We start from the raw sequence: 22,575 nt of genomic DNA, 5'->3' as shown, positions 1-22,575 counted from the left end.
AATGTTTTTATATTTTATTTTGTATATTCTTCAGATTCAGTTTTGTACTCCCTTGAATCCAAGAGCTCCTACCATTTTATCTTCTTTAATTTCTAGACTATTTATCTTCAAAGGAAATTTTTCCGTATTAATTTTAACTATATTATCCTCTACATAAAATATATCTCCCTTACCACTCTTTGAAATTTGTGACATTACAAGTGCTTTAGGCAGTGTTATCTTACCAATCTTAAAATTGTCAGCAACATATGTTATTTCTCCATCCATTACATTTAGTTTACCCGTGGTAGAAAATAATAAATCAATATTCTTATAACTCATAGGGGCCTCAATTAAAATTTCACTATTTTTCATTTCTGTATTAATCTCCTTAACACTTATATTGCCTTTACTTAAAGGTTCTTTAAAATACAGTTTAATTAATCCATTCATATCCTCCTGGGTTATTTCAAACTCACCACCATTAATCAAAACTTGTGTTGTGAGTTTTTTTATAACGTTTGAAGAAGCCGTCTTTTTAGTCACCACTTCACCATTATATAATGACATATAAACAAGAGTTCCCAGTGTAACTATTAGTAATATAATTCCCACCCATACTGATTTGCTTTTCCTTGATTTCTTAATTCTAGACATGCTCTCACTCCTTAATTAGTGTACTTATATATTATCACAGTTGCTATAATTTAAAACTTTAAATTATACAATTATTAAATCATCTCCTGCCGAGCTGCAATATTATCCTCCAAAACATAAAAAAAGCTATTAAAATACCTCTAGTGTATTTTAATAGTTTTTTGTTGTTTACAATTTATAGTCCAAAATCTTGTCTTAATTGTCCTAGATTTTTTTGATCAACATTAGTAAATAACGCAATCTTAACTCTATCTTGGCTATCAGCATCCAAAGTATCATAACTAGATTTGACAGCTGCCTGATCTTTTTTAGCATCATAGGAAGAATTTTTCTCCATTTTACTAACGGTTGATTGCATTTTTGATATTACCTTCTGCTCTTTTGGAGTCTTAACCTGATTATAAGCATCACTTAAATCTTTCTTAGCTTTTTTCAATGAAACTTGTTTAGTCTCAGTTTGTTTCTCAGTTGTTTGTGCAGATTTTGCTATTTCTCGCCCTTTATTACTATTTGTGGGTTTATTCACAACTTTATCATTTCCATTAATAGAATTATCTATAACCTTTTTCTCATTATTCATATTTTTAGGTGATTTTTTTGAACTAACTATGGAAGCTGACCCCTGTATTTTATCATCTTCAACTTTAAAATTGTTTATCTTAATTGGAGATATATTTGGATCAATTTTTATTAAATTATCCTCAGCATAAACATTCTCATTATTAAGTTTTACAACCTGAGACATTACAATTTTTTTCGGTAATTTTAGCTTACCAATTTTAAAATTTTCAGGATCATATGTAATTTCACCATTTGAAGTACCTAATTTACCTTTTGATGAGAGTAATAAATTAACCTTCTTGTAACTGTTGTAAGTAACAGGCGCCTCAATTAAAAGTTCATCCCCAACAATGTCTATATTAACTCCTTTAAAGGCAACATCACCTTTTGTTTTAGGCATTAATAAATTGCTTAACTCATCTATATCCTTTTGAGTGAGTTCAAATTTTCCACCTTGTCCATGTATATCTTTAAGTTTATTCATAACCTCTATTGAAGCAGTTTGTCTAAGAACTACACCACTATTATATAATATGCTATATGAAAAAACCACTAGCCCCCCTAATAAAGTAATTAGTGAACCTATTAGTATACTTTTCTTTATTTTATTTTTCGACATAATGCCCTCCTATTTCCATTTATATAATCATAATACCACATCTAACATTATTTTAGAATCAAATTAGATAATTAATAAATAATTAATACATATTATCATTATAATTTGTAATATTATACTAATATAGAAAATTGCGGTCCAAGCCTTTATTATGGTATTATATAGCTAATGAATAACACCTAGGAGGATATTATGGGAACTAAAAAAACACCTTATATTAACCGTAAAAAACATTACGATAACCTATTAAAAAAGCAAAATGAGAGTATAGGATTTATAGGCTTATTGAGATTAATCGTCTTCGTATCCGGAGCCGCCTTTACAGTGTTTTTCTATATGAAAAACTCTTATTATTTAAGCTTAATCGTATTAATTACCACTATTATTACATTTATATCTTTGGCAATTAGACATAATAAAATAAAACACAACAAAATTAGGTGCCTAGTATTATGTAAAATTAATGAAAACAGTCTAAAACGCATTAATAATAATTGGAAAGACTTTCCTGATAGTGGTGATGACTTCACCAGCGAGGATCACAGCTACTCAAAGGACTTAGATATATTCGGTGAGAATTCCCTTTTTCAATGGATAAACACTTGCATAACTTATCTCGGTAGGCAAAAACTAAAAGAAGCTCTATCTAAACCTAAATATAATATTGAGGAAATTTATAAAAGACAAGATGCTATAAAAGAGCTTGCAAGTAATACTGGTTGGACACAAAGGTTTGCGGCAGAAGCAATACTTAGTGAAAATAAAAATCATGACCCTGATGCATTGTTTGATTGGGCAAGCGATAAAAACGATTTTTTCTTAAACCCTTTAATAATCCTTGTAATAAGGATATTACCAATAATAACTTTTTCTCTTTTAGTATCATGTATTGCACTCCCATTTGTTTCCTATAGAATATTCCTTATAGATATTGTCCTTAATATAATACTACTGGTAATCGGTTATAAAGAAGTAAGTAAAAATTTGGATACTATATATAAATATAAAGATACCATTATTATATATAACAACCTTCTTAAACACATAGAAAAAAAGAACTTCAAATCAGAACATTTGATAAAACTAAAGGAAAGACTTATAAATAAGTCTGGAATGAAAGCATCTTTTCAAATTAAAAAATTAGCAAATCTAGTAACCTTAGTATCTGACAGAAAAAATATTTATTATTTGCCTATAAACATACTTCTCCTTTGGGATTATCAATGTTTAATTAATCTGCAAAGATTTAAAAAAGAAAGTGGTGCCTACTTAAGAACTTGGCTAGATGTTATAGGTGAAATAGAAGCTCTAAATAGTCTATCAACCATATCATATGAGCATAGCGACTGGTCAATTCCCAGATTTGAGAGCGGTTCCCCTATATTTAACGCCAGGGATATGGGACATCCACTACTTGGTAATAACAAAGTATGTAACGATATCAGAATTGAAAAGTCGCAAAATGTCCTTTTAATAACAGGCTCTAATATGTCTGGTAAAAGCACATTGCTTCGAACTACAGGCATTAACTTAGTTTTAGCTTATGCTGGTGCATCTGTATGCGCGAAAAGTTTTACCTGCTCCATAATGGATATTTACACCTGCATGAGAACAAGTGATAACTTAGAAAAAAATATTTCATCCTTTTATGCAGAACTTTTAAGAATAAAAAAACTTGTAACAGCAACCGAAAGTAAAACTCCAATTTTCTTTTTATTAGATGAAATTTTCAAAGGAACAAACTCTATAGACAGACATACTGGTGCTAAAATATTAGTTTCTAAATTAAGCACTGAAAATGCGCTAGGATTCGTATCCACTCATGATTTAGAACTAGGCGACATAGAAAAAACTAACAAAAGAGTTAAAAATTATCACCTTAAAGAATATTATAAAGATGATAAACTATTCTTTGACTATAAATTAAGAACTGGCGTATCAACAACGCGTAATGCATTATACTTAATGAAAATGGCTGGGCTTGAAATTCCTCCTGATATTGAACTTCCAAAATAAAATAAAAAAGTATATATTACACTAATGCATTCACTTCGCTAAGAGCTTAAAACTACTTTTATTTACTAGTATCAGTTATATTTTTTTGGAATATTCATCTAAATTAATTTCCATATACATTTTTAATTAACAGTTCACCCATGTATATATTTTACCAATTTCCCTGTGTTTCAATAGGTTTTTTATTTTGTTTTTGAGCAAAATAATAACATAGATATGGTGAAAGGAGAAACCTTATGAAAACAAATTTAAAAATGAAAAATTTTATTTTAATAATCTCCATACTTGCAATTTTAAAAGGTTTTTTCTTATCTGGTGTTGTTAACAAAAACAAAGATAATAAAGGTAGATATGGTGTTTATCTAGTCTTTGCTGAAAGGGTCAATAAAATTCATTAAATGAAAAATGGTTGTATAAGTCAATCAAAGGATATATTCAACCTTTGGTAGACTTATACATTTTTTTAAAAACAAATAATATATATACATTAAGAATTCAGCTTTTCTTTACATTGCTTGTCCTTTTAGTATATTTAATTTGAATAAATATTCTCATTATATATTTTAATAAAACTATTACTGGTAAATAAAAACCTATATACTTATCAGAAAGTATATCAGCATATATTAAAAAACTCGATATTAATAATAAAAATCCTATTATTAAAGAACTAATTTTATACTCTTTTAAAAAACCCTTTTTATTTGAAATTTTAGCATCTGTAGTTAAAGCATACAAAAGCATATTAAAATTTGTTTCATTCCTTGTCATTCCATACAGTATAATGCACAATCCTACTATTACATTCATTAATATAATAATGTTATTCATAACTTTACTGCTCCCCCTTACTTTATAATATTATAACAATTTAACAATATTACTCCATTTAGAGATTCTTCTTTTGTCTATTAAACTCGCAGCCTACCGGCTAAAACCTATTGGGTATGATGGATTATCTATCTTTCTCACTTCTTTTTTCTTTACCGCCCATTCTAAATACATCTCATTCTTAGCGTAACCACATATAAGTATGAACTTTCTCCATAGCGACTTGCAATAAGAAGCGCAGGAACATTGAAATTAGAATTTCTTAATCAAATTTCACGTTTCAAGCTCTAATTGCAAGGCGCACCGGAGAAAGTTCATACTTGATTACCCCTGTTTTATTTGCTATACCCATCTGGATGACTTTCATGCCATTTCCATGCAGTTTCTATAATAGTTTCAAGCGATGCATATTTAGGTTCCCATCCAAGAATTTTCTTAGCCTTATCACTAGAAGCTATAAGTACTGCTGGATCTCCCGCACGTCTAGGTGCCATTTCAGCCTTTATCTCGTGGCCAGTAACTTTTCTTGTTACATCAATTACTTGCTGAACAGAAAAACCTAGTCCATTTCCAAGATTACAAGTTACACTATCTTCGCCTCGTCTAAGCCTTTTAACTGCAAGTAAATGAGCACTAGCAAGATCAGTTACATGTACATAATCTCTAACACAAGTTCCATCTTCAGTTTTGTAATCATCGCCAAATACCATAATCTTCTCTCTTTGACCAAGTGCTACCTGAAGAATAAGAGGAATTAGATGAGATTCTGGTCTATGGTCTTCTCCTATTTTTGAACTAATGTGAGCACCTGCTGCATTAAAATATCTTAAAGCAGTATATTTTATACCATAAGCATTATCACACCATTTTAAAATCTTCTCCACGCAAAGCTTGGACTCACCATATGGATTAGTTGGAAAAGTTTTATCCTCTTCAAGTATAGGGATATTGTCTGGTTCTCCATAAGTTGCTGCAGTTGACGAGAAAACAATATATTTAACATTATGATCTCTCATTGCCTTAAGTAAGTTTATTGTTGAACCAATATTATTTTCAAAATACTTTAGAGGTTCTGTGACACTTTCCCCTACTAATGAATCTGCTGCAAAATCTATAACTGCATCTATAGTGTTCTCTGAGAAAACCTTATTAAGTATATTATCGTCCCTTAAATCTCCAGTGTAAAGTTTCCCTCCAAGTAATGAATCATGATGACCCTTTTGAAAATTGTCTAAAACAACAACCTCTTCTCCTTTTTCTAAAAGCTCAGCCACCATATGACTTCCTATGTAACCTGCTCCACCGCATACTAAAATAGCCATTATATAATTTCTCCTCTCATAAAAACTTATTATTAAATATATACTTATTTTAACACATTGTTTGTACTTTTCATAAATTTATTGCATGATTTGGCTATTTGTACATAGTTGACAATTCAGTTCTAACGACATATAATTTATTGAGCAAATATATAAACATTTTAATATTATTTTTTATTGGAGGAAGTTTATGTCTCATAGATTAAATGAAAAAGAACTAACTGAATTTTTATTAAATGAAAATATAGATGAAATAAATAAACTTATCGGATTTATTCATCCTACTGATATTTTGATAGCTATTAGATTATATGATGGAAATACTCTAGATTTAATTCGAAATTTATCTCCAAGTGTTATTGCGGATATTATTGATGATGCAGAGGATGAGGAGAAATATGACCTCTTATCCATTCACACAACCATCATACAAAAGAAAATTATTCACGAGATGTCATCAGATGAATTAGTAGATTTGCTAGAAGCGGTAACAGACAATGAAGCTAAGAGCATTATGAAAAAGATGAATAAAGAAGATGTTGATGAGGTAAATGCCTTGTTAACCTATCCTCCTGACAGTGCCGGAGGAATTATGGCCACTGAGTTTATAAGCGTTAAAGAAGACATGACTATAGGTGATACCTTAAGTTATCTTCAAAATGAAGCTACAGAGGCTGAAACTTCTTATTATATATATGTAGTTGGAGAAAGCGCTCTTTTAAAAGGAGTTATATCTCTTAAAGACATAGTATTAAGTAGCTTTAATATGAAGATATCAGATATCATGAATAGTAACATTATGAGTGTTCCTTTTGATATGGATCAAGAAGAAGTTGGACATATTTTTGAAAAATATGGTTTTTTAACTATGCCCGTAGTGAATGACAATATGCATATTTTAGGAATTATAACTGCAGATGATATAATGGAAATCCTTAGTGATGAGCATACCGAGGATTTGTATCGTCTTGCTGGATTAAAAGAGAATGAAAAGGTTACTGGTTCTCTTAAATCTTCGGTCAGCAGTCGATTACCTTGGTTATTTGTAAATTTAATAACTGCAATTCTTGCAGCTGCAACCGTTAGTATTTTTGAGGGAACCATTCAAAAAGTTGTAGCCTTAGCTGTTTTCATGCCCATAGTTGCAGGTATGGGAGGTAATGCAGGCACTCAAACTCTAACTATTATCATTCGTAGCATAGCTCTTGGCGAAATAGATGCTAAAAATTCCAGGAAGATATTATTAAAGGAATTTGGCGTAGGTCTATGTACAGGTATTGCAGTAGGAACTGCCGTAGCTTTATTAGGATACTTTTGGGAGAAGAACATTGTTTTCGGAGTAGTTATTGGTCTTTCTATGGTTCTTAACATGATGGCGGCCACCATAGCAGGTTTTGCAGTACCACTTATCCTTAAAAAGTTTAACATCGATCCAGCACTTGCCTCTGCTGTGTTTGTTACCACGGTAACAGACGTTTTAGGTTTCTTTTTCTTCCTAGGACTTGCAACATTATTTTTACCTTACTTAATATAGTCTGTACTAAACGTATTTTAGCTTAAATTATGTATTTAAATAAAAACTACCAAAGTGCATGTTTATCACTTTGGTAGTTTTACTAATTTTTATTTGTGTCCGTGGTAAGCATGATTATGATGTGGCAATATTTTTTGTATTTCAATATCTTGCTCTTTTGTTATAGTGCCATTATCAATTAATGCCTTTATTGGGCTAATATTAGTATCTCTCATCTTTTTCATGTAGGCCTTTCTTTCACCATCGCTCATGTCCTTCATTTTTTTATAAATTTCAGCTCTTTCGACTTGCCTTGCGTTCATTGCATTTTCAACTTTATTGCTTTGCTCTATGGTTATCACTTTTTTAACTACTAAATCATTTAACCCCTTCTTCAACTCCATAGTCCTCATCTGTGTTTTTTTAGCATACATATTTTTTCTAAGGACATCAGATTTCTCTTGTGTTAAAATACCTTCTGTTACTAAGTCATTAAATAATCCGCCCTTAGACCTATCACAGTCTCCTTTTTTACATTTATTCTCTTGTGTACTTTTTTTATGTTTTTTCGCATTGGCGTACTCTAATACCTTGTCACCTTCACTTTTAGTAATAGCATTTGAATCTACGCCCTCCTTAATTACAAGTTCTAATGTAGCTTTCATCTGCGCATGTCGGACTTGTGCCTGCTCTTTTTCAATAGCTGATCCTTTAAAATCCACGCTAGTTACGGCGTTATCATTTATGCTAGCACTATTTTGTGTGGCAGCAAATGTAAGATTTGCTCCCGAAAATGCCAATCCTGTGCACAATATTCCGCTTAATATCTTTATTCTTAAAGATGTGTTCATTTTTTTGGCCTCCTCAAATCGTTTGTTGTACTTACTTATTGTTACTGTATTGATAAGATTATATTCATATCTCTAACAAACCCTAATCCTCTATTTACAATACTATAATATTAATTTATAATTAATTATAAAGAACATAATATTCATTAAGTGTTTTGTTTTTTGAAAATAATTCTACCTTAGAGGGGGGGGAAGTTTATCAAAAGTTGAAATAATTCTTTTGATAAAATTAAAAATGCATAATGACTGTATACAAAAACCTATTTATAAAAAAATAGCTATTGACATTACTAATCGAATTTTAACTGGCGATTTTTCTGTTGGAGATAAGCTCTATGGAAGGTCTTCTCTTGCCAGCGAATATAACGTATCGCCGGAAACAGTAAGAAGAGCTGTAACTCTTCTAAGTGACATGGATATAGTTACAGTAACAAAAGGCAGTGGTATAGTTATAACCTCAGTAGATAACTGTTTGAAATTTATTGATAATTACAAGGATATAGATTCCATAAGTTCTATTAAGAAAAACATTGTTGAACTACTTGAAAAGAAAAAAGAATTAGATAAAAATATAGATTGTTCTATTGATGAATTAGTAGATTATTCCAGTAGATTTAAAAATAGTAACCCATTTATACCCTATGAATTTGAAATACATTCTAAAATGAGTGTCATAGGTAAAACTATATTCGACACTAAATTTTGGCAAAATACAGGTGCAACCGTTATTGGAATAAGGCGAAATGACAAATTAATACTTTCTCCAGGGCCACAAACTACATTTAAAAATAATGATACATTTGTAGTAATTTGCGATGAAAGTAGTTATTCGAGAATTAAAACCTTTCTATTAGGAAAATAATAATTTAATATTAACCTTATATCACATTTCATATAAAAATGTGATATAAGGTTTTTTTATTTTGCTTGACATAATATTTACAAAGTAACAACTTGATGATATAATTATGTTGTTACTTTATAACAGATGTGGTGGTAGATATGGCGGTTTAGGATATCTAGTATTTTCTGGTGCCCAAACTGTTAATAACAATATGATACTAGCAGGAGCTATTCCAGCTTGTTTTCTTGCTATTTTTCTGGACTTCGTTATAGGAAAGGTAGAGGGAATAGTTGTTCCCTAGGGGATAAGAATAACAAATAATGAATAAGTATTAATCAAATAACAAATTATATATGTTCATACAATCTTTACTACGTAACAACTTAGTTGTATAATACAATTTGTTACTATTCAAAAATTTAGGAGGTTATATTTTGATAGAATTTAAAAATGTATGTAAAAGTTTTAATGGCAGAAAAATATTAAAAGATATTAATATTACTATAGAAGATAAAGAATTAGTTGTTTTTATTGGACCAAGTGGTTGCGGAAAAACTACAACTCTTAAAATGATAAATAAATTACTAACTCCAACTTCTGGTGAACTATTAATTAATGGTAAGAAACTTGCAGATAAAAACACTATAGAGTTAAGACGTAATATGGGTTATGTTATACAACAGGCAGGCCTTCTTCCTCATTTAACTATAGGTGACAACATTGGCTTAATAGCCTCTATTGAGAAAATGCCAAAGGATATACTTGCAGCTAAAGTAATTGAGTTATTAAATTTAGTAGGTCTTGATCCTGATATATATTCAAATAAATACCCTAATCAGTTAAGTGGTGGTGAGCAACAAAGAGTAGGCGTTGCAAGAGCTCTTGTAATGGACCCTGACGTAATACTCATGGATGAGCCTTTTAGTGCATTAGACCCAATAACTAAAGCTCAACTTCAAGATGAGATATTTAATATACAACAAAATGTTAAGAAAACTATAATATTTGTAACTCATGATATGGATGAAGCATTAAAACTAGGAGATAAAATTTGTATCATGGAGGGCGGAAATGTTGTTCAATTTGATACTCCAGAGGAAATATTAAAAAATCCTATTAATGATTTCGTACGTGAATTTGTTGGAAAAAATAGAATATGGAATCAGCCAGAACTCATCAAAGCAAAAGATATTATGATACAAAAACCTATTAAATCAGTTGGAGAGAGAACAATCCTCCAAGCAATTGAAATTATGAAAAGTAATAATGTAGATAGTTTACTTATTGTTGATAAAACGAACGTTTTAAATGGTCTTATTACATTAAAACAAATTCGAACAGCTCTTAGGCAAAATCCAGATAAAACTAAAAAAATTAAAGACCTAATGGAAACTAACCTTATAACTGTAAATCAAGAAGATACAATAATAAATATATTAGAGATTATAAAAACAGAAGATATAAATTTTGTTCCTGTAGTTGACGATAAAAATAAACTAGTAGGCCTTCTTACCAAGAGTAGCCTATTATCTATATTGAGTAATCAGTTTATAGATATGGAGGTAGAGGTTAATGAATAGTATTAAGTCGTTTATAAGTTTCGTAATAGATAGAAAAGCTGAAATAATTGATTTATTTTTTGAACATATACAGTTAACAGTATTCTCAATAGCAATTGCTATTGCAATCGCTATTCCACTAGGCATAATTATAGTTAGGTATAGAAAACTTTCAACGCCTGTTATCGGTCTTGCTAATGTAATACAATCGGTACCCAGTCTTGCATTACTTGGATTTTTAATACCTATTCTTGGAATTGGAAGCAAACCTGCAATTATTATGGTAGTTATGTATTCACTTCTACCAATTGTAAAAAATACATATACAGGACTAACTAACATAAGCCCTTCACTTATTGAAGCAGCTGATGGTATGGGACTTACCAATACTCAAGTACTTTTAAAGGTTCGTTTTCCACTAGCTATGCCAATCATTATGTCAGGTATTAGAATATCTGCAGTTACAGCTGTTGGACTTATGACCATAGCTGCATTTATAGGTGCTGGTGGTTTAGGATACTTAGTATTTTCAGGCGTCCAAACTGTTAACAATAACATGATACTGGCCGGAGCTATACCCGCTTGTTTTCTTGCTATCTTTCTAGACTATATTATAGGTAAAGTAGAAAACATAGTAATCCCTGAAGGAATAAAAGTTTCTACCCCGGGAAGCGCTAAGAAAAATAAAACAATTTTTGGCAATAAAAAATTTCAAATTTGGACTTCAATAATAGTTCTTATAGTTATTTTGTCCTCTGTGGCTACAAGCTTCTTTGGAAACAAAAACACAATAGTTGTGGGTTCTAAAAATTATAATGAGCAATTAATACTTGGTGATATGATGTCATCTTTAATAGAAGCTAAAACAGACATCAAAGTTGAAAGAAAATTAAATTTAGGAGGCACTAATGTAGTATTTACTGCCATGCAATCAAAAGATGTAGATTTGTATGTAGAATACACAGGAACAGGTCTTGTAAATATACTAAAACAACCTACTATAGCCGATGCAGATAAAGTTTTTGATATCGTAAAGAAAGATTTTGCTAAAAAATATGATATCGATGTATTAAACCCTTTAGGATTTAATAATACTTATGTACTCGCAGTAAGAAAAGATTTTGCAAGTAAGAATAATTTAAACACTATCTCTGATTTAGCAAAAATAAGTTCTACTTTAAAAGCTGGATTTACTATGGAATTTGCAAATAGACCAGATGGTTATCCTGGAGTTCAGAAAAAATATGGTCTTGATTTTAAAAGTGTAAAAGGTGTAGACGCTGGATTAAGATATACTGCACTTTCCAATAATGAAACACAGGTTTTAGATGCATTTTCCACAGATGGCTTACTTAAAAAATTTGATCTTAAGCTATTAAAAGATGATAAGAGTTTTTTCCCACCTTACTATGCAGTTCCTATAGTAAATGCTGATACATTGAAAAAATATCCTGAATTAAAGGATGTATTAAACCTTTTAGAAGGTAAAATTACCGATGATACTATGAGAGCTCTCAATTATAAAGTAGATAATGGAGAACAATCTAGAAAAGTTGCAGAGGAATTTTTAAGATCTATAAACTTAATGGACTAATAATAAAAAAGTATATATTACGCGTATTGCAATACGATTAATGCATTATACGTAATATATACTTTTTTTTGTGTATAAAAATATTTGTATAAAAACTCAGCTTTTTCATAATACTAACAATAAAATATATTGTTAGAAATTATGGAGATGTTGTTATGAATTATAATAAAATATCATTACGAATTATAATAGTATTATTTTCAGCCTTCTTGTTTAATAGTATTCTAAATGTAATTAATGTACCAAAGGTTATTGGAGCAGATATAAAAATAGATAATCAAATTTCTAATGAGAATCGTGGGGTTCCACGATTTGATTATATTATAGGTAAAGATAACTGGCCCCATTACCGTGTATTTTATTGGGTTAAATCTAGTGCCACGCACTTTACGCCATATGCTGATAAAGGCGTAAATACAGATGTTTCAGAGCACGGTCCTGTAGCAAATTGGTCTGTTGTTGTAACTTCTAAAGTGATAAATGATGAAAAATTAGTGTTTATATATGTACCTAAAACTTTCGTTTTCTTATTTGGAAAGGATTTCTACAATGTTATACATCTAAATTATTATTAATTTAAAATTAAAGGTCTTGGTGGAGCCCTTTACGGTCTTAGAGCTTCAGCTTTACCTATTGTTCCTTCAAGTCCATCCCATAAATAATTATGCTCATCAACTCCACTATTGAAATTACTAGCTTTCCAACGGGTTAGAAACTCAAGCAAAGTATCTTTATCTGAATAATTACTTTTAGTAACCTCTGTAATTAAAGTCTGGCAATTCTCCGGTGTTATTTCTACTTCTCCCCATATTTTCCCGTCTTCTGCCACTATTTTAGTATTTATCATTTTATGCATTGTATTGTAAACCTTTAACTCACTTCCACTAACTTTAGTATTATCATTTTGTTTTATTGCAACTGCTTTATTATCTACCACTTTACTAACTGTACCTTTACTGACCACATCTTTTTTTATCTGGGTTGCCTGCACCACTTTCGGACTTTCCACCGCAGTTAATTTCTGCTTTGTAATGAAGTAACTGCCTATCCCAATTATTGCAATTACTAGTGCTACGCTACCAGCTGCAAGCCACTTTCCACGCAAGTGAAATAATTTACCTACTGGGCCAAGAGATTCGTCATTTAATTTATACTCATTCATATATATTACCTCCTCATTTATCTATAGATCGTTTAACAACATTTCTGCTCCGCAGGAGATGATTTAACTTTAATCAGAAACTATTATATATATTATTGAATATTTTATTCATTTTACTATGGTAAAAGTATGCTATACATCACAAATTAACTTGTCCTATAATGTTTTAGTATATCAAGGTATTTTTATTATAACATATTTGTAATATTATTCCAATATATATTCTAAATAAGTAATATATTAATGTTATTACATATTATTGTATATAAAACCATTTTTTTAGTTATACTTTAATCATATTTAAGTAATATTAAAATTCCCACTAAAATAATAAAATACTATATTTAAAATATGTTAATATACTGGAAAATATGGTAAAATGTAAATAGTGTATTGTAATCTGTTACAGCTCCGCAGGAAATAATTTAATAATTAAAATTTATAAATGTGTTTTATGAAAAAATGGGGGTAATATAATGGATAATGCTTTTGATAAAAATATAGTTGAACCATATTTTTATTCGTGCGCTAATACTATAACCAGTGTAAATAAAGAATTTCTCGATCTTACAGGATATTTTATTGATGAATTGATAGGAAAACCACTTAATAAGATAGAACAGCTTTTAAAGATTAATTCACAAATTTATCTTAATGATATAATTACTAATTATTGTGGGTATATATTTACGAAGTCTCTTGATGTTATTGAAGTTAGTATATCTAAGTTATTTGACTGTGAAATTAACGAAACAAAATATACATTTATAGAAATAGAAAATTCGAACCTTACAAGTAAACTCCTTTTTGTAGAGCAAACGTTTGTAGATAACATATCAGGAGCTGCTATCTACAGTGTGCCTGATTTAATACTACTCAAATCAAATCAAAAGTATCTTGATTTCACATGCTTGCGTTATAGTAAACCGGAAAATAGTCTAGGAAGACCTATTAGTGAAATTATAACTGGGTTTACTGGAAGTCAATCTGAAATTATTTGTAATAAAGTTCTAGAAACACAAAAATCCAGTTATTTTAAAGATTTAGAATTTAAGCATTTAAATACAGATACAACCTATTTGGACTCCACTCAAACCCCTATATTTGAAAACGGAGAGATGAAATACATATATCATACCGCCATTGATGTTACTACTGAAATAAACTCTAATCTAGTAATGGAAAAAGCATTGAAACTACAGGGAGAATTTCTTGTTAACATATCTCATGAACTTAAAACGCCACTTAATGTTATATTTGCAACTGTACAATTATTTAATAGATTTTGTAATAATGGATCCCTTGACGATCAAAAGGACTCAATAATTAAATATGTAGAATGTATAAAGCAAAACTCATATAGACTATCTAAAATGATCAATAATATAGTTGATTTATCAAAAATCGAAGCAGGGTTCTTCAATTTGTATTTATCAAACAACAATATAGTTGAATTTGTAGAACACATAGTTATGTCCGTAACTAATTTTACTGATAGCAAAGGCTTAAATATCATTTTCGATACCGATGTAGAAGAAAAAATTATTGCTTGTGATCCAGAAAAATTAGAACGAGTAATATTAAATCTTTTATCAAATGCAATAAAATTTACAGATAATGGTGGCGAAATATTTGTAGATATTAAAGACAAGAATAAATTCATTGAAATATCTGTCACGGATAATGGAATCGGTATCGAGCCTAAAAACTTAGATATGATATTTGATAGATTTAAGCAAATCGATAAATCCCTAGAAAGAAACTCAGAAGGCACAGGTATTGGGCTAAATTTAGTTAAGTCTATAGTAGAATTACACGGTGGCAATATATCTGTTGAAAGTGAATTTGGAAAAGGAAGCAAATTTATAGTTAAAATACCGTCTAGAACGGTATCTACCGAAGATACTTTATACACTAAAAAAGTTAAGAATGCAGATCAAAGTATACGAGTAGAGCTTTCTGGTATTTGTTCCTAAAAAAACTTCCACTACATAATGTAGTGGAAGTTTTAAATATCTACTGCCAGTAGTTTCTCCCCTATATCTGTTTATAATAGCTTTACTATTTTACCAATATTGTCTACGATGTCTTCTGCGTCTTCCAATTAAATTTCTTATAATAAGAATTCTAGCTAGGTCCGAAATACCACGTCTTCTGCCGTAACGACGTCTTTGCCTCATATCATTATCTTTGCAATCATCATCATCATCGTCATCATGTTTATGGTGTTGTTCGTGTTTGTCACATATGTCTTTACACATACGTTCCATCTCATCCTTCTTAGGGCAATGCATTACTCCATGCATAGTTTCCATCATATCACAGTGATGTTCTACCATAGGATTTATAATAAAATAAATTTTAGGATATAATTTTATTAAATCATCGTTGTCTCCCATTAACATTGGCATGTTCATCATGGGCATATTACCCATTGGCATATCCATCATAGGCATTTCACCCATTGGCATGTTCATCATAGGCATATCACCCATTGGCATGTTCATCATAGGCATATTACCCATTGGCATGTTCATCATAGGCATATCATCCATTGGCATGTTCATCATAGACATATCATCCATTGGCATGTTCATCATAGGCATATCATCCATTGGCATGTTCATCATAGGCATATCATCCATTGGCATCATGGGCATATTAGCCATAGGCATATTCATCATGTTCTTGCATTGTCTATAATTTTCACATTCTTTACAAGGGTTGTAATACATAAGTACCTCCAAAATAATATTCACCATATATATTATTCTACACCCATCATTATGTTACCTTTTAAAAAAACAACTGTTTATTCTTAACATATGCATTATAATACATATAATTTCCTCTAAAACCACATATAATCCAATAAATTATTCCAGGAATTCCTAAAGTAAATATACTTAATAAAAATACTGCTAATGGTGAAATCCATACGCCTTTTGTAAGTGCCCATATTCCTCCAAACAAAAATGCAAACCAATTCCACTTACCTTTATAAGTTTCATTACTTTCATATATTTTTGTGAACTCAGCTTGATAATATGAATCTAAATTAGAAAAATCTAGATTTAGTATTCCATCACCATTAATAATTTTATTGAAATCATTACTAATCCCACCGCTTGCACTGCTTGTACTACTTGTACTACTTGAATTTTTTAACTTAACACCGCACTTTATACATATTTCTTGTTTCGCATTAGTTGCTACTCCACATTCCTGACAAAACTTATTATCACTTAATGGTTTGCAACCACACCCTACACAGAATTCCGCTTTTTCGTTTATCTCAATCCCACAGTTTCTACAAAACATAACTATCTACCCCTTAGAATTTATTTGCTATCTGCTTATATATGTATACTTATTTTCTTGATTTATGCAATATTTCTAAAAAATATAAAAAGCCCTTAAGCATTATACCTAAGGGCATTGAATTTCATATAATTTTAGTAAACAATAAAGACAATGATATCTCCTTAGCCTTGGTTATAATGCTATATATTATTATAATTGAAAATAATGTCATTTTATAGAAAAACAAAAATATACTTAAATACAACATATTATGATAAAATGTTATAAGAGGTTATTATTTACAGTAACAATATATAGAGCATAATTTTATTAATAAAGAAATATTATAATGTCTTTATTTAAATAAATAATCTCTAATGAAATTTTAGTCGACTTTTCGAAAAGAGATGATAATACTTTGAGTAAAAATAAAAGTAAAACGATTATGGTATTCGGGTATTTAATTATTGCTTGTTTATCATTAGCTATAATATTATTTAGCATATATAGTATGCATAAAGTAACCACTGAATCAGATTTTACAATAAAAACAATACTTCCCGCAAAAATATTTTCCACAGAAGTTTTAACATCACTAAATATTCAAAACTCAGCTGTATTATCCTATGTTATTTCAGGGGATAAAAGTTTTTTAGATCCTTATTATCTAGCAAACAAACAATTAAATGAATATTACACTGCTCTACATACCTTGAAAGAAACAAAATTAGGAGCTGAAACTAGTGGTAAGCTTAGAGTGAAAATGGAATCTATTCAAACTTTCTTTAGCATGCAAATAGATTTAGTTACTAACGGCAAACCAGCTGATGCAAAATTGAATTTACATAAAGGTAAAGATTTAATTGATAGTTTTAAACGGACAGATAATATACTAATAAGTGAAATTGATTTAGAGGTAAACGTTTCACGTAACAATGTTATAAAATCTCAAAGAAATCACAGGTATATATTATTTCTCTTAGGCTTTGTACTTGCTTTAGTTAACCTAACATTTATTAGATACGTACAGAATTTTATGTATAATGAAATAAAGAAAGAAACTGAAACTAACAAACAATTGCAAAGATTACTTATTTCACATGAAGAGTTTATTGCCAATATTTCTCATGAACTTAAAACGCCATTAAATGTGATTTTTTCAGCTGTACAATTATTTCAAATGTATTGCTATAATGGATCACTTAATGACAGGCGTCAAACAATAATTAAATATCTTGACTCTATGAAACTAAATTCCTATAGGTTATCTAAACTTATTAATAATATAGTTGATTCATCGAAAATTCAAGCAGGATTTTTTGAACTTCATTTATCAAATATGAATATAGTAGAAGTTGTAGAAGAAATAGTGATGTCTGTAACTAATTTTACTGACATCAAAGGCCTATACATTATTTTTGATACAGATATAGAAGATAAAATCATGGCCTGTGATCCAGAAATAATACAAAGAATAGTATTAAATCTTATATCAAATTCAATAAAATTCTCAAATGTCGGTGATGAGATATTTGTAGATGTTAAAGATAAAAATGAACTTGTTGAAATATCCGTCAAAGATAATGGCATTGGAATTGAGAAAAAGTACTTGGATACAATATTTGATAGATTTAAACAGATAGACAAATCACTATCAAGAAATGCAGAAGGTACAGGTATTGGTTTAAGTTTGGTTAAATCGCTTGTAAAATTACACGGTGGTAGTATATATGCGCAAAGTGAATTTGGAAAAGGAAGTAAGTTTACAGTTACACTTCCTTGTGGCAATGTGACTGAGGAAAATAAAATACAAAATAATAATTCAAGAAGTGAAGACGAGAGTATACATGTTGAACTCTCTGATATATATTAGCAATATTTATAACTCCTAATATATATTGATATAGGTTAAATAATAGTACACGTGGGGGATTATAAACATGAAAAACATAACTTACATAAAATCTAAGTTGCTGAATATTTTTATTATTTCTATATTTAGTTTTAATCTTATTGGTTGTAGTTCTACTAATAATTCATATATAAGTAAAAACTCAATATGTGTCCAAATTACGAAAAGTACAGTTATTATATTTCCAGATAAAAATTTAGAAAATGCCATAAGAGTGAAGATACAATTTCCTACTGGAGATATTCTAAAAGGAGATGTTGATAAGATAACAAACCTTCAAAACGCCTACGGCAAACATATTACAAATCTTTCAGGGATAGAAAATTTAACAGACCTAACTTTATTAAATTTGAGTGATAATCAAATAAGCAACCTAGAACCTTTAATAGGACTTACTAACTTGACTAACTTAGCTTTAGGTAATAATAAAATTAACAACATAGAACCTCTAAAACAATTAGATAAATTAACTAGTTTACAATTAAATAATAATAAAATTGAGGATTACTCTCCTATTAGCGCTTATTATAAAAATTTACATACAACGGATGTTGAAATTTCAGATATTCCCACTGTAGAAAAAGAAGCAATTACTAGAGATCTGGTTGTAATGGATGCACCTATTATTCCTAAAGAAGAAGAAAAAAAAGAAGCAACAGCTACCACAAGTCCAGTTGTAGAGAGTCCAACCATTGTTCCTAAAGAGGAGGCAATACCTTCTGATACTCAAGTTATAGTGGATGCACCTATTATTCATAAGAAAGAAGAAAAAGAAGAAGCAACAGCTACCACAAGTCCAGTTGTAGAGAGTCCAACCATTGTTCCTAAAGAGGATGCAATACCTTCTGATACTCAAGTTGTAGTGGATGCACCTATTATTGATAAAGAAGAAGAAAAAGAAGAAGCAACAGCTGCCACGAGTCCAGTGGTAGAGAGTCCAACCATTGTTCCTAAAAAAGAGATAATACCTTCTGATACTCAAGTTGTAGTGGATGCACCTATTATTGATAAAGAAGAAGAAAAAGAAGAAGCAACAGCTGCCACGATTCCAGTAGCAGAGAGTCCACTCATTATTCCTAAGGAAGAAACAATAAAGGACAATGATGCGACTCCAAAGAGTGCAATCATTATCCCTAACCAAGAAGACGTAATAAAAAATACTAAAGCCCGCTACAAAAGCCATTAACCTTATTTAAACTCACTGTATATAACAAATAACTGGAGTATTTTCCTCAATATTATTAAATATTTTTTTTGCTACACTTGGTGGCGTATTTATACATCCATGAGAACCATTGGTCAAGTATACATTCCCACCAAATGCTTTTTTCCAACTTGCGTCATGTATTCCAATGTTACCGTTAAACGGCATAAAAACATCTACAGATGTACTATATCCTTCTCCACTTAATTTGGCATCTCTTACTTTATATTTTAGACTATAAACACCTGTGGGTGTTCCACGTTTTAAGTTTGTATTACCAGTAACAACATCTGTACTCGCAATAAGAGTACCGTTTTTGTAAAACCACATATGCTGCTTTGTCAGATTAATTTCCACATAGGTATTCCCAATATCATTAACCTCATGCGTCATACCTTTATATATATAAGTTGGTTCCTTTGCTATAGTTTGTCCTGCTTTTATGATCTTTATTAGATCAGCCACTTCTCCCTTACGATCAACTAACCACCCATAGTCTCCACCACTGACGTTTATCGTTGTTCCAAGTGATGTAACAAACTCTCTTGTCCTTCCATAGGTATCATAATTATCGTTTATTTTCGCTAGATAACTTTTTATTTTATCCTCATCAAATGAAATAGCAAGGATTTGATCAACATTAATCCAGTCGTGTATTACGGCCTTATCTATAACTTCACTGCCTCCAGTAAATGTATAAGTAATCTTAGCCTCCATATATTTATTGAGCAAATTCTTAGTGTTTATAACTTCTTTAGAATTTGAAGTATATTTTGGATTTATATAAATATTTTTTATATCAAAATTTAATGTTACTTCTTCCTTTAGAATTGCATTTGCTATACTTGCTTGCAATTTCTCGCTGCTCACTTTATTTCCCATAACTTCTCCTGTGATCTCGTAGCCAGCTTGTGTATATTTAAAGCTAGGATTTTTAGGTTCAATTAATTTATTGCTATCAAAGCATGAGAACTTATCAAAACGTTCTTTTAACAGTTTTTCATCATAGGTCGCTACATCATTTATTTCTAAATCATTTTGACCAAGAATCCCATAAATCCACATAAAAGAATTCTGACTATCTTTTAATTCTTGAATTTTTCCTTTTACACTTGAATTATATTTAAGATTTATGTCAATAGCATTAATTTGTTCTTTAACGCCACTACGTTGCACTATATCCAGCTTATACTTTTTGCTTTTGGCTAGCATTTCTTTATCTATTTCCACTACAGTTTTACCTGAAGCATCAATACCATTAATTACAGAGCCAAAATAAAAATGGGTGCTAAAATAGATTGCCATCCCTAAATATAAAGCAAAGAAAACAGAAAAAGAAATTATACTAACTTTGATAGGTTTATTAGTTTTTATTGTTTTAATTTCCATGATACACCTCTTTGATATATTTTTAACTATACTTATATTACCTTATAAAGAATTTAAATACAAGTCAAATTACCTCAAACGTCGTTTTTGCGACATGAAACGTTAGTCAAAATAAATATATGTTTATATACTTAGAATTCTACTAATACTGAGCATAAAAAACAGCCCATTTAGTTATAATTTGTTATAACTAAATGGGCTGTTTAACTATTTTTCAGATATTTTTTTAATATCACCTTAATTATCCTATGGCTATCAATCGACCTACGGTCACGCTAACGCTTTTTCTAGAGATAATTTAATGGCCTACTATCCTAACTTCTTACATGCTGGGATTTTATAAAGTTGGTTAGCTATATCTGCCTATTGTAAATTATTCATTTTATCTTGCATGTATGCATTAATATGTTTGTGCAATCTCGCTATATTATCATCCTGAGGTAAAAATCTAATAATCCTGTCAATATATTTATTACTCTCAATTATTTTTAGAGATTCATTAAAATTAATATCATAAATCCATGATATCCTTAACAATTTTATATCAGCCTTAGTTTTGACATTATTATATATGACCTTTTCTTTATTAATTATACATTCAACAAAACTTATTTGATATTCATTAGTATCTATAAAATCCTCAAAAGCCTCATTTTGATACAGCTCAGGGTTTTCATAACTATCTATTAACATATCAAAAATATCTAACTTATCAGCATCTCGTATTAATTTACAAAATAATAAATTCTTCTCTGATAAATTATTAGGTAAAGAGTATTTGTTATGATATCCTATTGCTACTAATATAAATGCCTTATCCTCAGTTGATAGATCTTTTAACACCTCATAATTATTTAATATTGTGAGACCAAGCTTAGCATGATCTATTGATATTCCATCCTTAAACGTCTGATATTTAGCAAACTGCTCAAAACGTCCAATATCATGAAACAATGCAATAACCTCAGCAATCCTAATTTCACTACTTGACAAATTTAGTGACTTTGAAAGAAATTTAATATTTTTACATACTCTTAAAGTATGTAATTTCTTACTAGTAAGATTTGATTTGATTTTTTCATCATCATATTTAAAACTATCAAAATATTTATTAAACCAAATATAATATTCACTAACTTGATTACTATCCATAATTGAAACCTCCATTCATACATATTAATAATATCATCTATATATCAAGGTTTCAACTACTCTAAATGAAGTTAATGTTGGGTTTTCTTCACCATCCATAGTAGATG

General features: G+C 29.7%; 21 protein-coding genes. 11 read left to right on the top strand and 10 right to left on the bottom strand.

Annotated features, from left to right (window positions below; all coding sequences use genetic code 11):
• Window positions 1–36: 36 nt before the first annotated feature.
• Window positions 37–636 carry a hypothetical protein gene (locus ACREVX_RS04605; protein WP_431542991.1) on the bottom strand — a complete coding sequence of 200 codons (600 nt, stop codon included), beginning with the start codon at window positions 634–636 and terminating at the stop codon, window positions 37–39.
• A 175-nt stretch (window positions 637–811) separates the two neighbouring features.
• Window positions 812–1,816 (bottom strand): hypothetical protein, encoded by a 1,005-nt coding sequence (locus ACREVX_RS04600; protein ID WP_431542990.1) that lies wholly within the window; start codon window positions 1,814–1,816, stop codon window positions 812–814.
• A 192-nt stretch (window positions 1,817–2,008) separates the two neighbouring features.
• Here ACREVX_RS04600 and ACREVX_RS04595 point away from each other — a divergent pair, with 192 nt between their 5' ends.
• A complete protein-coding gene (locus ACREVX_RS04595; RefSeq protein ID WP_431542989.1) occupies window positions 2,009–3,832 on the top strand; it encodes a MutS-related protein in 1,824 nt (607 codons plus the stop codon).
• A gap of 236 nt (window positions 3,833–4,068) precedes the next feature.
• Window positions 4,069–4,230: a hypothetical protein gene (locus tag ACREVX_RS04590; protein ID WP_431542988.1), complete on the top strand. Its 162-nt coding sequence runs from the start codon at window positions 4,069–4,071 to the stop codon at window positions 4,228–4,230.
• 97 nt (window positions 4,231–4,327) lie between these two features.
• On the opposite strand, the gene ACREVX_RS04585 is transcribed toward ACREVX_RS04590, so the two are convergent.
• Entirely contained in the window at window positions 4,328–4,663 is a 336-nt protein-coding gene (locus tag ACREVX_RS04585; protein ID WP_431542987.1) for a hypothetical protein, read from the bottom strand.
• A gap of 335 nt (window positions 4,664–4,998) precedes the next feature.
• Window positions 4,999–5,985: a UDP-glucose 4-epimerase GalE gene (gene galE, locus ACREVX_RS04580; RefSeq protein WP_431542986.1), complete on the bottom strand. Its 987-nt coding sequence runs from the start codon at window positions 5,983–5,985 to the stop codon at window positions 4,999–5,001.
• 190 nt (window positions 5,986–6,175) lie between these two features.
• On the opposite strand from galE, the gene mgtE reads away from it, so the two are divergent.
• Window positions 6,176–7,519, top strand: coding sequence for a magnesium transporter (gene mgtE, locus ACREVX_RS04575; RefSeq protein WP_431542985.1), 1,344 nt, complete (start codon window positions 6,176–6,178; stop codon window positions 7,517–7,519).
• Window positions 7,520–7,608: 89 nt separating this feature from the next.
• On the opposite strand, the gene ACREVX_RS04570 is transcribed toward mgtE, so the two are convergent.
• A complete protein-coding gene (locus tag ACREVX_RS04570; protein ID WP_431542984.1) occupies window positions 7,609–8,349 on the bottom strand; it encodes a hypothetical protein in 741 nt (246 codons plus the stop codon).
• A gap of 235 nt (window positions 8,350–8,584) precedes the next feature.
• Here ACREVX_RS04570 and ACREVX_RS04565 point away from each other — a divergent pair, with 235 nt between their 5' ends.
• The 5 genes from ACREVX_RS04565 (at window position 8,585) to ACREVX_RS04545 (ending at window position 12,921) form a co-directional block, all read left to right on the top strand.
• Complete coding sequence (locus tag ACREVX_RS04565) at window positions 8,585–9,211, top strand: GntR family transcriptional regulator (RefSeq protein WP_431543085.1); 627 nt, start codon at window positions 8,585–8,587, stop codon at window positions 9,209–9,211.
• A 106-nt stretch (window positions 9,212–9,317) separates the two neighbouring features.
• Window positions 9,318–9,494: a hypothetical protein gene (locus ACREVX_RS04560; protein ID WP_431543090.1), complete on the top strand. Its 177-nt coding sequence runs from the start codon at window positions 9,318–9,320 to the stop codon at window positions 9,492–9,494.
• 133 nt (window positions 9,495–9,627) lie between these two features.
• Window positions 9,628–10,773, top strand: coding sequence for an ABC transporter ATP-binding protein (locus ACREVX_RS04555; RefSeq protein ID WP_431542983.1), 1,146 nt, complete (start codon window positions 9,628–9,630; stop codon window positions 10,771–10,773).
• Window positions 10,766–12,346, top strand: coding sequence for an ABC transporter permease/substrate-binding protein (locus ACREVX_RS04550; RefSeq protein WP_431542982.1), 1,581 nt, complete (start codon window positions 10,766–10,768; stop codon window positions 12,344–12,346). The genes ACREVX_RS04555 and ACREVX_RS04550 overlap by 8 nt, the downstream gene beginning before the upstream one ends.
• Before the next feature lie 155 nt (window positions 12,347–12,501).
• Window positions 12,502–12,921 (top strand): hypothetical protein, encoded by a 420-nt coding sequence (locus ACREVX_RS04545; RefSeq protein ID WP_431542981.1) that lies wholly within the window; start codon window positions 12,502–12,504, stop codon window positions 12,919–12,921.
• A 29-nt stretch (window positions 12,922–12,950) separates the two neighbouring features.
• Here ACREVX_RS04545 and ACREVX_RS04540 read toward each other — a convergent pair whose 3' ends face one another.
• Entirely contained in the window at window positions 12,951–13,508 is a 558-nt protein-coding gene (locus ACREVX_RS04540; protein WP_431542980.1) for a DUF6241 domain-containing protein, read from the bottom strand.
• A 476-nt stretch (window positions 13,509–13,984) separates the two neighbouring features.
• Between ACREVX_RS04540 and ACREVX_RS04535 the strand changes: the two genes are divergently transcribed.
• The gene (locus ACREVX_RS04535) at window positions 13,985–15,484 is read left to right on the top strand and encodes a sensor histidine kinase (RefSeq protein ID WP_431542979.1); all 1,500 of its coding nucleotides are present in this window, start codon (window positions 13,985–13,987) and stop codon (window positions 15,482–15,484) included.
• 90 nt (window positions 15,485–15,574) lie between these two features.
• On the opposite strand, the gene ACREVX_RS04530 is transcribed toward ACREVX_RS04535, so the two are convergent.
• Together ACREVX_RS04530 and ACREVX_RS04525 are read right to left on the bottom strand one after the other, a co-directional pair.
• Window positions 15,575–16,243 carry a hypothetical protein gene (locus ACREVX_RS04530; protein WP_431542978.1) on the bottom strand — a complete coding sequence of 223 codons (669 nt, stop codon included), beginning with the start codon at window positions 16,241–16,243 and terminating at the stop codon, window positions 15,575–15,577.
• Between the two features lie 61 nt (window positions 16,244–16,304).
• Window positions 16,305–16,829, bottom strand: coding sequence for a DUF2628 domain-containing protein (locus tag ACREVX_RS04525; protein ID WP_431542977.1), 525 nt, complete (start codon window positions 16,827–16,829; stop codon window positions 16,305–16,307).
• Between the two features lie 400 nt (window positions 16,830–17,229).
• Between ACREVX_RS04525 and ACREVX_RS04520 the strand changes: the two genes are divergently transcribed.
• Both ACREVX_RS04520 and ACREVX_RS04515 read left to right on the top strand, forming a co-directional pair.
• Window positions 17,230–18,684, top strand: coding sequence for an ATP-binding protein (locus ACREVX_RS04520; protein ID WP_431542976.1), 1,455 nt, complete (start codon window positions 17,230–17,232; stop codon window positions 18,682–18,684).
• Between the two features lie 67 nt (window positions 18,685–18,751).
• Window positions 18,752–19,909: a leucine-rich repeat domain-containing protein gene (locus tag ACREVX_RS04515; RefSeq protein WP_431542975.1), complete on the top strand. Its 1,158-nt coding sequence runs from the start codon at window positions 18,752–18,754 to the stop codon at window positions 19,907–19,909.
• 12 nt (window positions 19,910–19,921) lie between these two features.
• Here the strand turns inward: ACREVX_RS04515 and ACREVX_RS04510 are convergent, their stop codons facing one another.
• Window positions 19,922–21,316 (bottom strand): L,D-transpeptidase family protein, encoded by a 1,395-nt coding sequence (locus ACREVX_RS04510; protein WP_431542974.1) that lies wholly within the window; start codon window positions 21,314–21,316, stop codon window positions 19,922–19,924.
• A 363-nt stretch (window positions 21,317–21,679) separates the two neighbouring features.
• Window positions 21,680–22,468 (bottom strand): HD domain-containing protein, encoded by a 789-nt coding sequence (locus tag ACREVX_RS04505; RefSeq protein ID WP_431542973.1) that lies wholly within the window; start codon window positions 22,466–22,468, stop codon window positions 21,680–21,682.
• Between the last annotated feature and the right edge of the window lie 107 nt (window positions 22,469–22,575).

This window comes from Clostridium sp., assembly GCF_050717545.1.
Classification (GTDB): domain Bacteria; phylum Bacillota; class Clostridia; order Clostridiales; family Clostridiaceae; genus Clostridium_AD.
The sequence above is the reverse complement of the archived record's forward strand: the minus strand, read 5'-3'. Positions and strand labels throughout refer to the sequence as shown.

Bases quoted from the DNA above. Each gene is read 5' to 3' on its own strand.
- ACREVX_RS04605 (WP_431542991.1), bottom strand. From the start codon at position 636: ATGTCTAGAATTAAGAAATCAAGGAAAAGCAAATCAGTATGGGTGGGA.
- ACREVX_RS04600 (WP_431542990.1), bottom strand. From the start codon at position 1,816: ATGTCGAAAAATAAAATAAAGAAAAGTATACTAATAGGTTCACTAATT.
- ACREVX_RS04595 (WP_431542989.1), top strand. From the start codon at position 2,009: ATGGGAACTAAAAAAACACCTTATATTAACCGTAAAAAACATTACGAT.
- ACREVX_RS04590 (WP_431542988.1), top strand. From the start codon at position 4,069: ATGAAAACAAATTTAAAAATGAAAAATTTTATTTTAATAATCTCCATA.
- ACREVX_RS04585 (WP_431542987.1), bottom strand. From the start codon at position 4,663: ATGAATAACATTATTATATTAATGAATGTAATAGTAGGATTGTGCATT.
- galE (WP_431542986.1), bottom strand. From the start codon at position 5,985: ATGGCTATTTTAGTATGCGGTGGAGCAGGTTACATAGGAAGTCATATG.
- mgtE (WP_431542985.1), top strand. From the start codon at position 6,176: ATGTCTCATAGATTAAATGAAAAAGAACTAACTGAATTTTTATTAAAT.
- ACREVX_RS04570 (WP_431542984.1), bottom strand. From the start codon at position 8,349: ATGAACACATCTTTAAGAATAAAGATATTAAGCGGAATATTGTGCACA.
- ACREVX_RS04565 (WP_431543085.1), top strand. From the start codon at position 8,585: ATGCATAATGACTGTATACAAAAACCTATTTATAAAAAAATAGCTATT.
- ACREVX_RS04560 (WP_431543090.1), top strand. From the start codon at position 9,318: ATGTTGTTACTTTATAACAGATGTGGTGGTAGATATGGCGGTTTAGGA.
- ACREVX_RS04550 (WP_431542982.1), top strand. From the start codon at position 10,766: ATGAATAGTATTAAGTCGTTTATAAGTTTCGTAATAGATAGAAAAGCT.
- ACREVX_RS04545 (WP_431542981.1), top strand. From the start codon at position 12,502: ATGAATTATAATAAAATATCATTACGAATTATAATAGTATTATTTTCA.
- ACREVX_RS04540 (WP_431542980.1), bottom strand. From the start codon at position 13,508: ATGAATGAGTATAAATTAAATGACGAATCTCTTGGCCCAGTAGGTAAA.
- ACREVX_RS04535 (WP_431542979.1), top strand. From the start codon at position 13,985: ATGGATAATGCTTTTGATAAAAATATAGTTGAACCATATTTTTATTCG.
- ACREVX_RS04530 (WP_431542978.1), bottom strand. From the start codon at position 16,243: ATGTATTACAACCCTTGTAAAGAATGTGAAAATTATAGACAATGCAAG.
- ACREVX_RS04525 (WP_431542977.1), bottom strand. From the start codon at position 16,829: ATGTTTTGTAGAAACTGTGGGATTGAGATAAACGAAAAAGCGGAATTC.
- ACREVX_RS04515 (WP_431542975.1), top strand. From the start codon at position 18,752: ATGAAAAACATAACTTACATAAAATCTAAGTTGCTGAATATTTTTATT.
- ACREVX_RS04510 (WP_431542974.1), bottom strand. From the start codon at position 21,316: ATGGAAATTAAAACAATAAAAACTAATAAACCTATCAAAGTTAGTATA.
- ACREVX_RS04505 (WP_431542973.1), bottom strand. From the start codon at position 22,468: ATGGATAGTAATCAAGTTAGTGAATATTATATTTGGTTTAATAAATAT.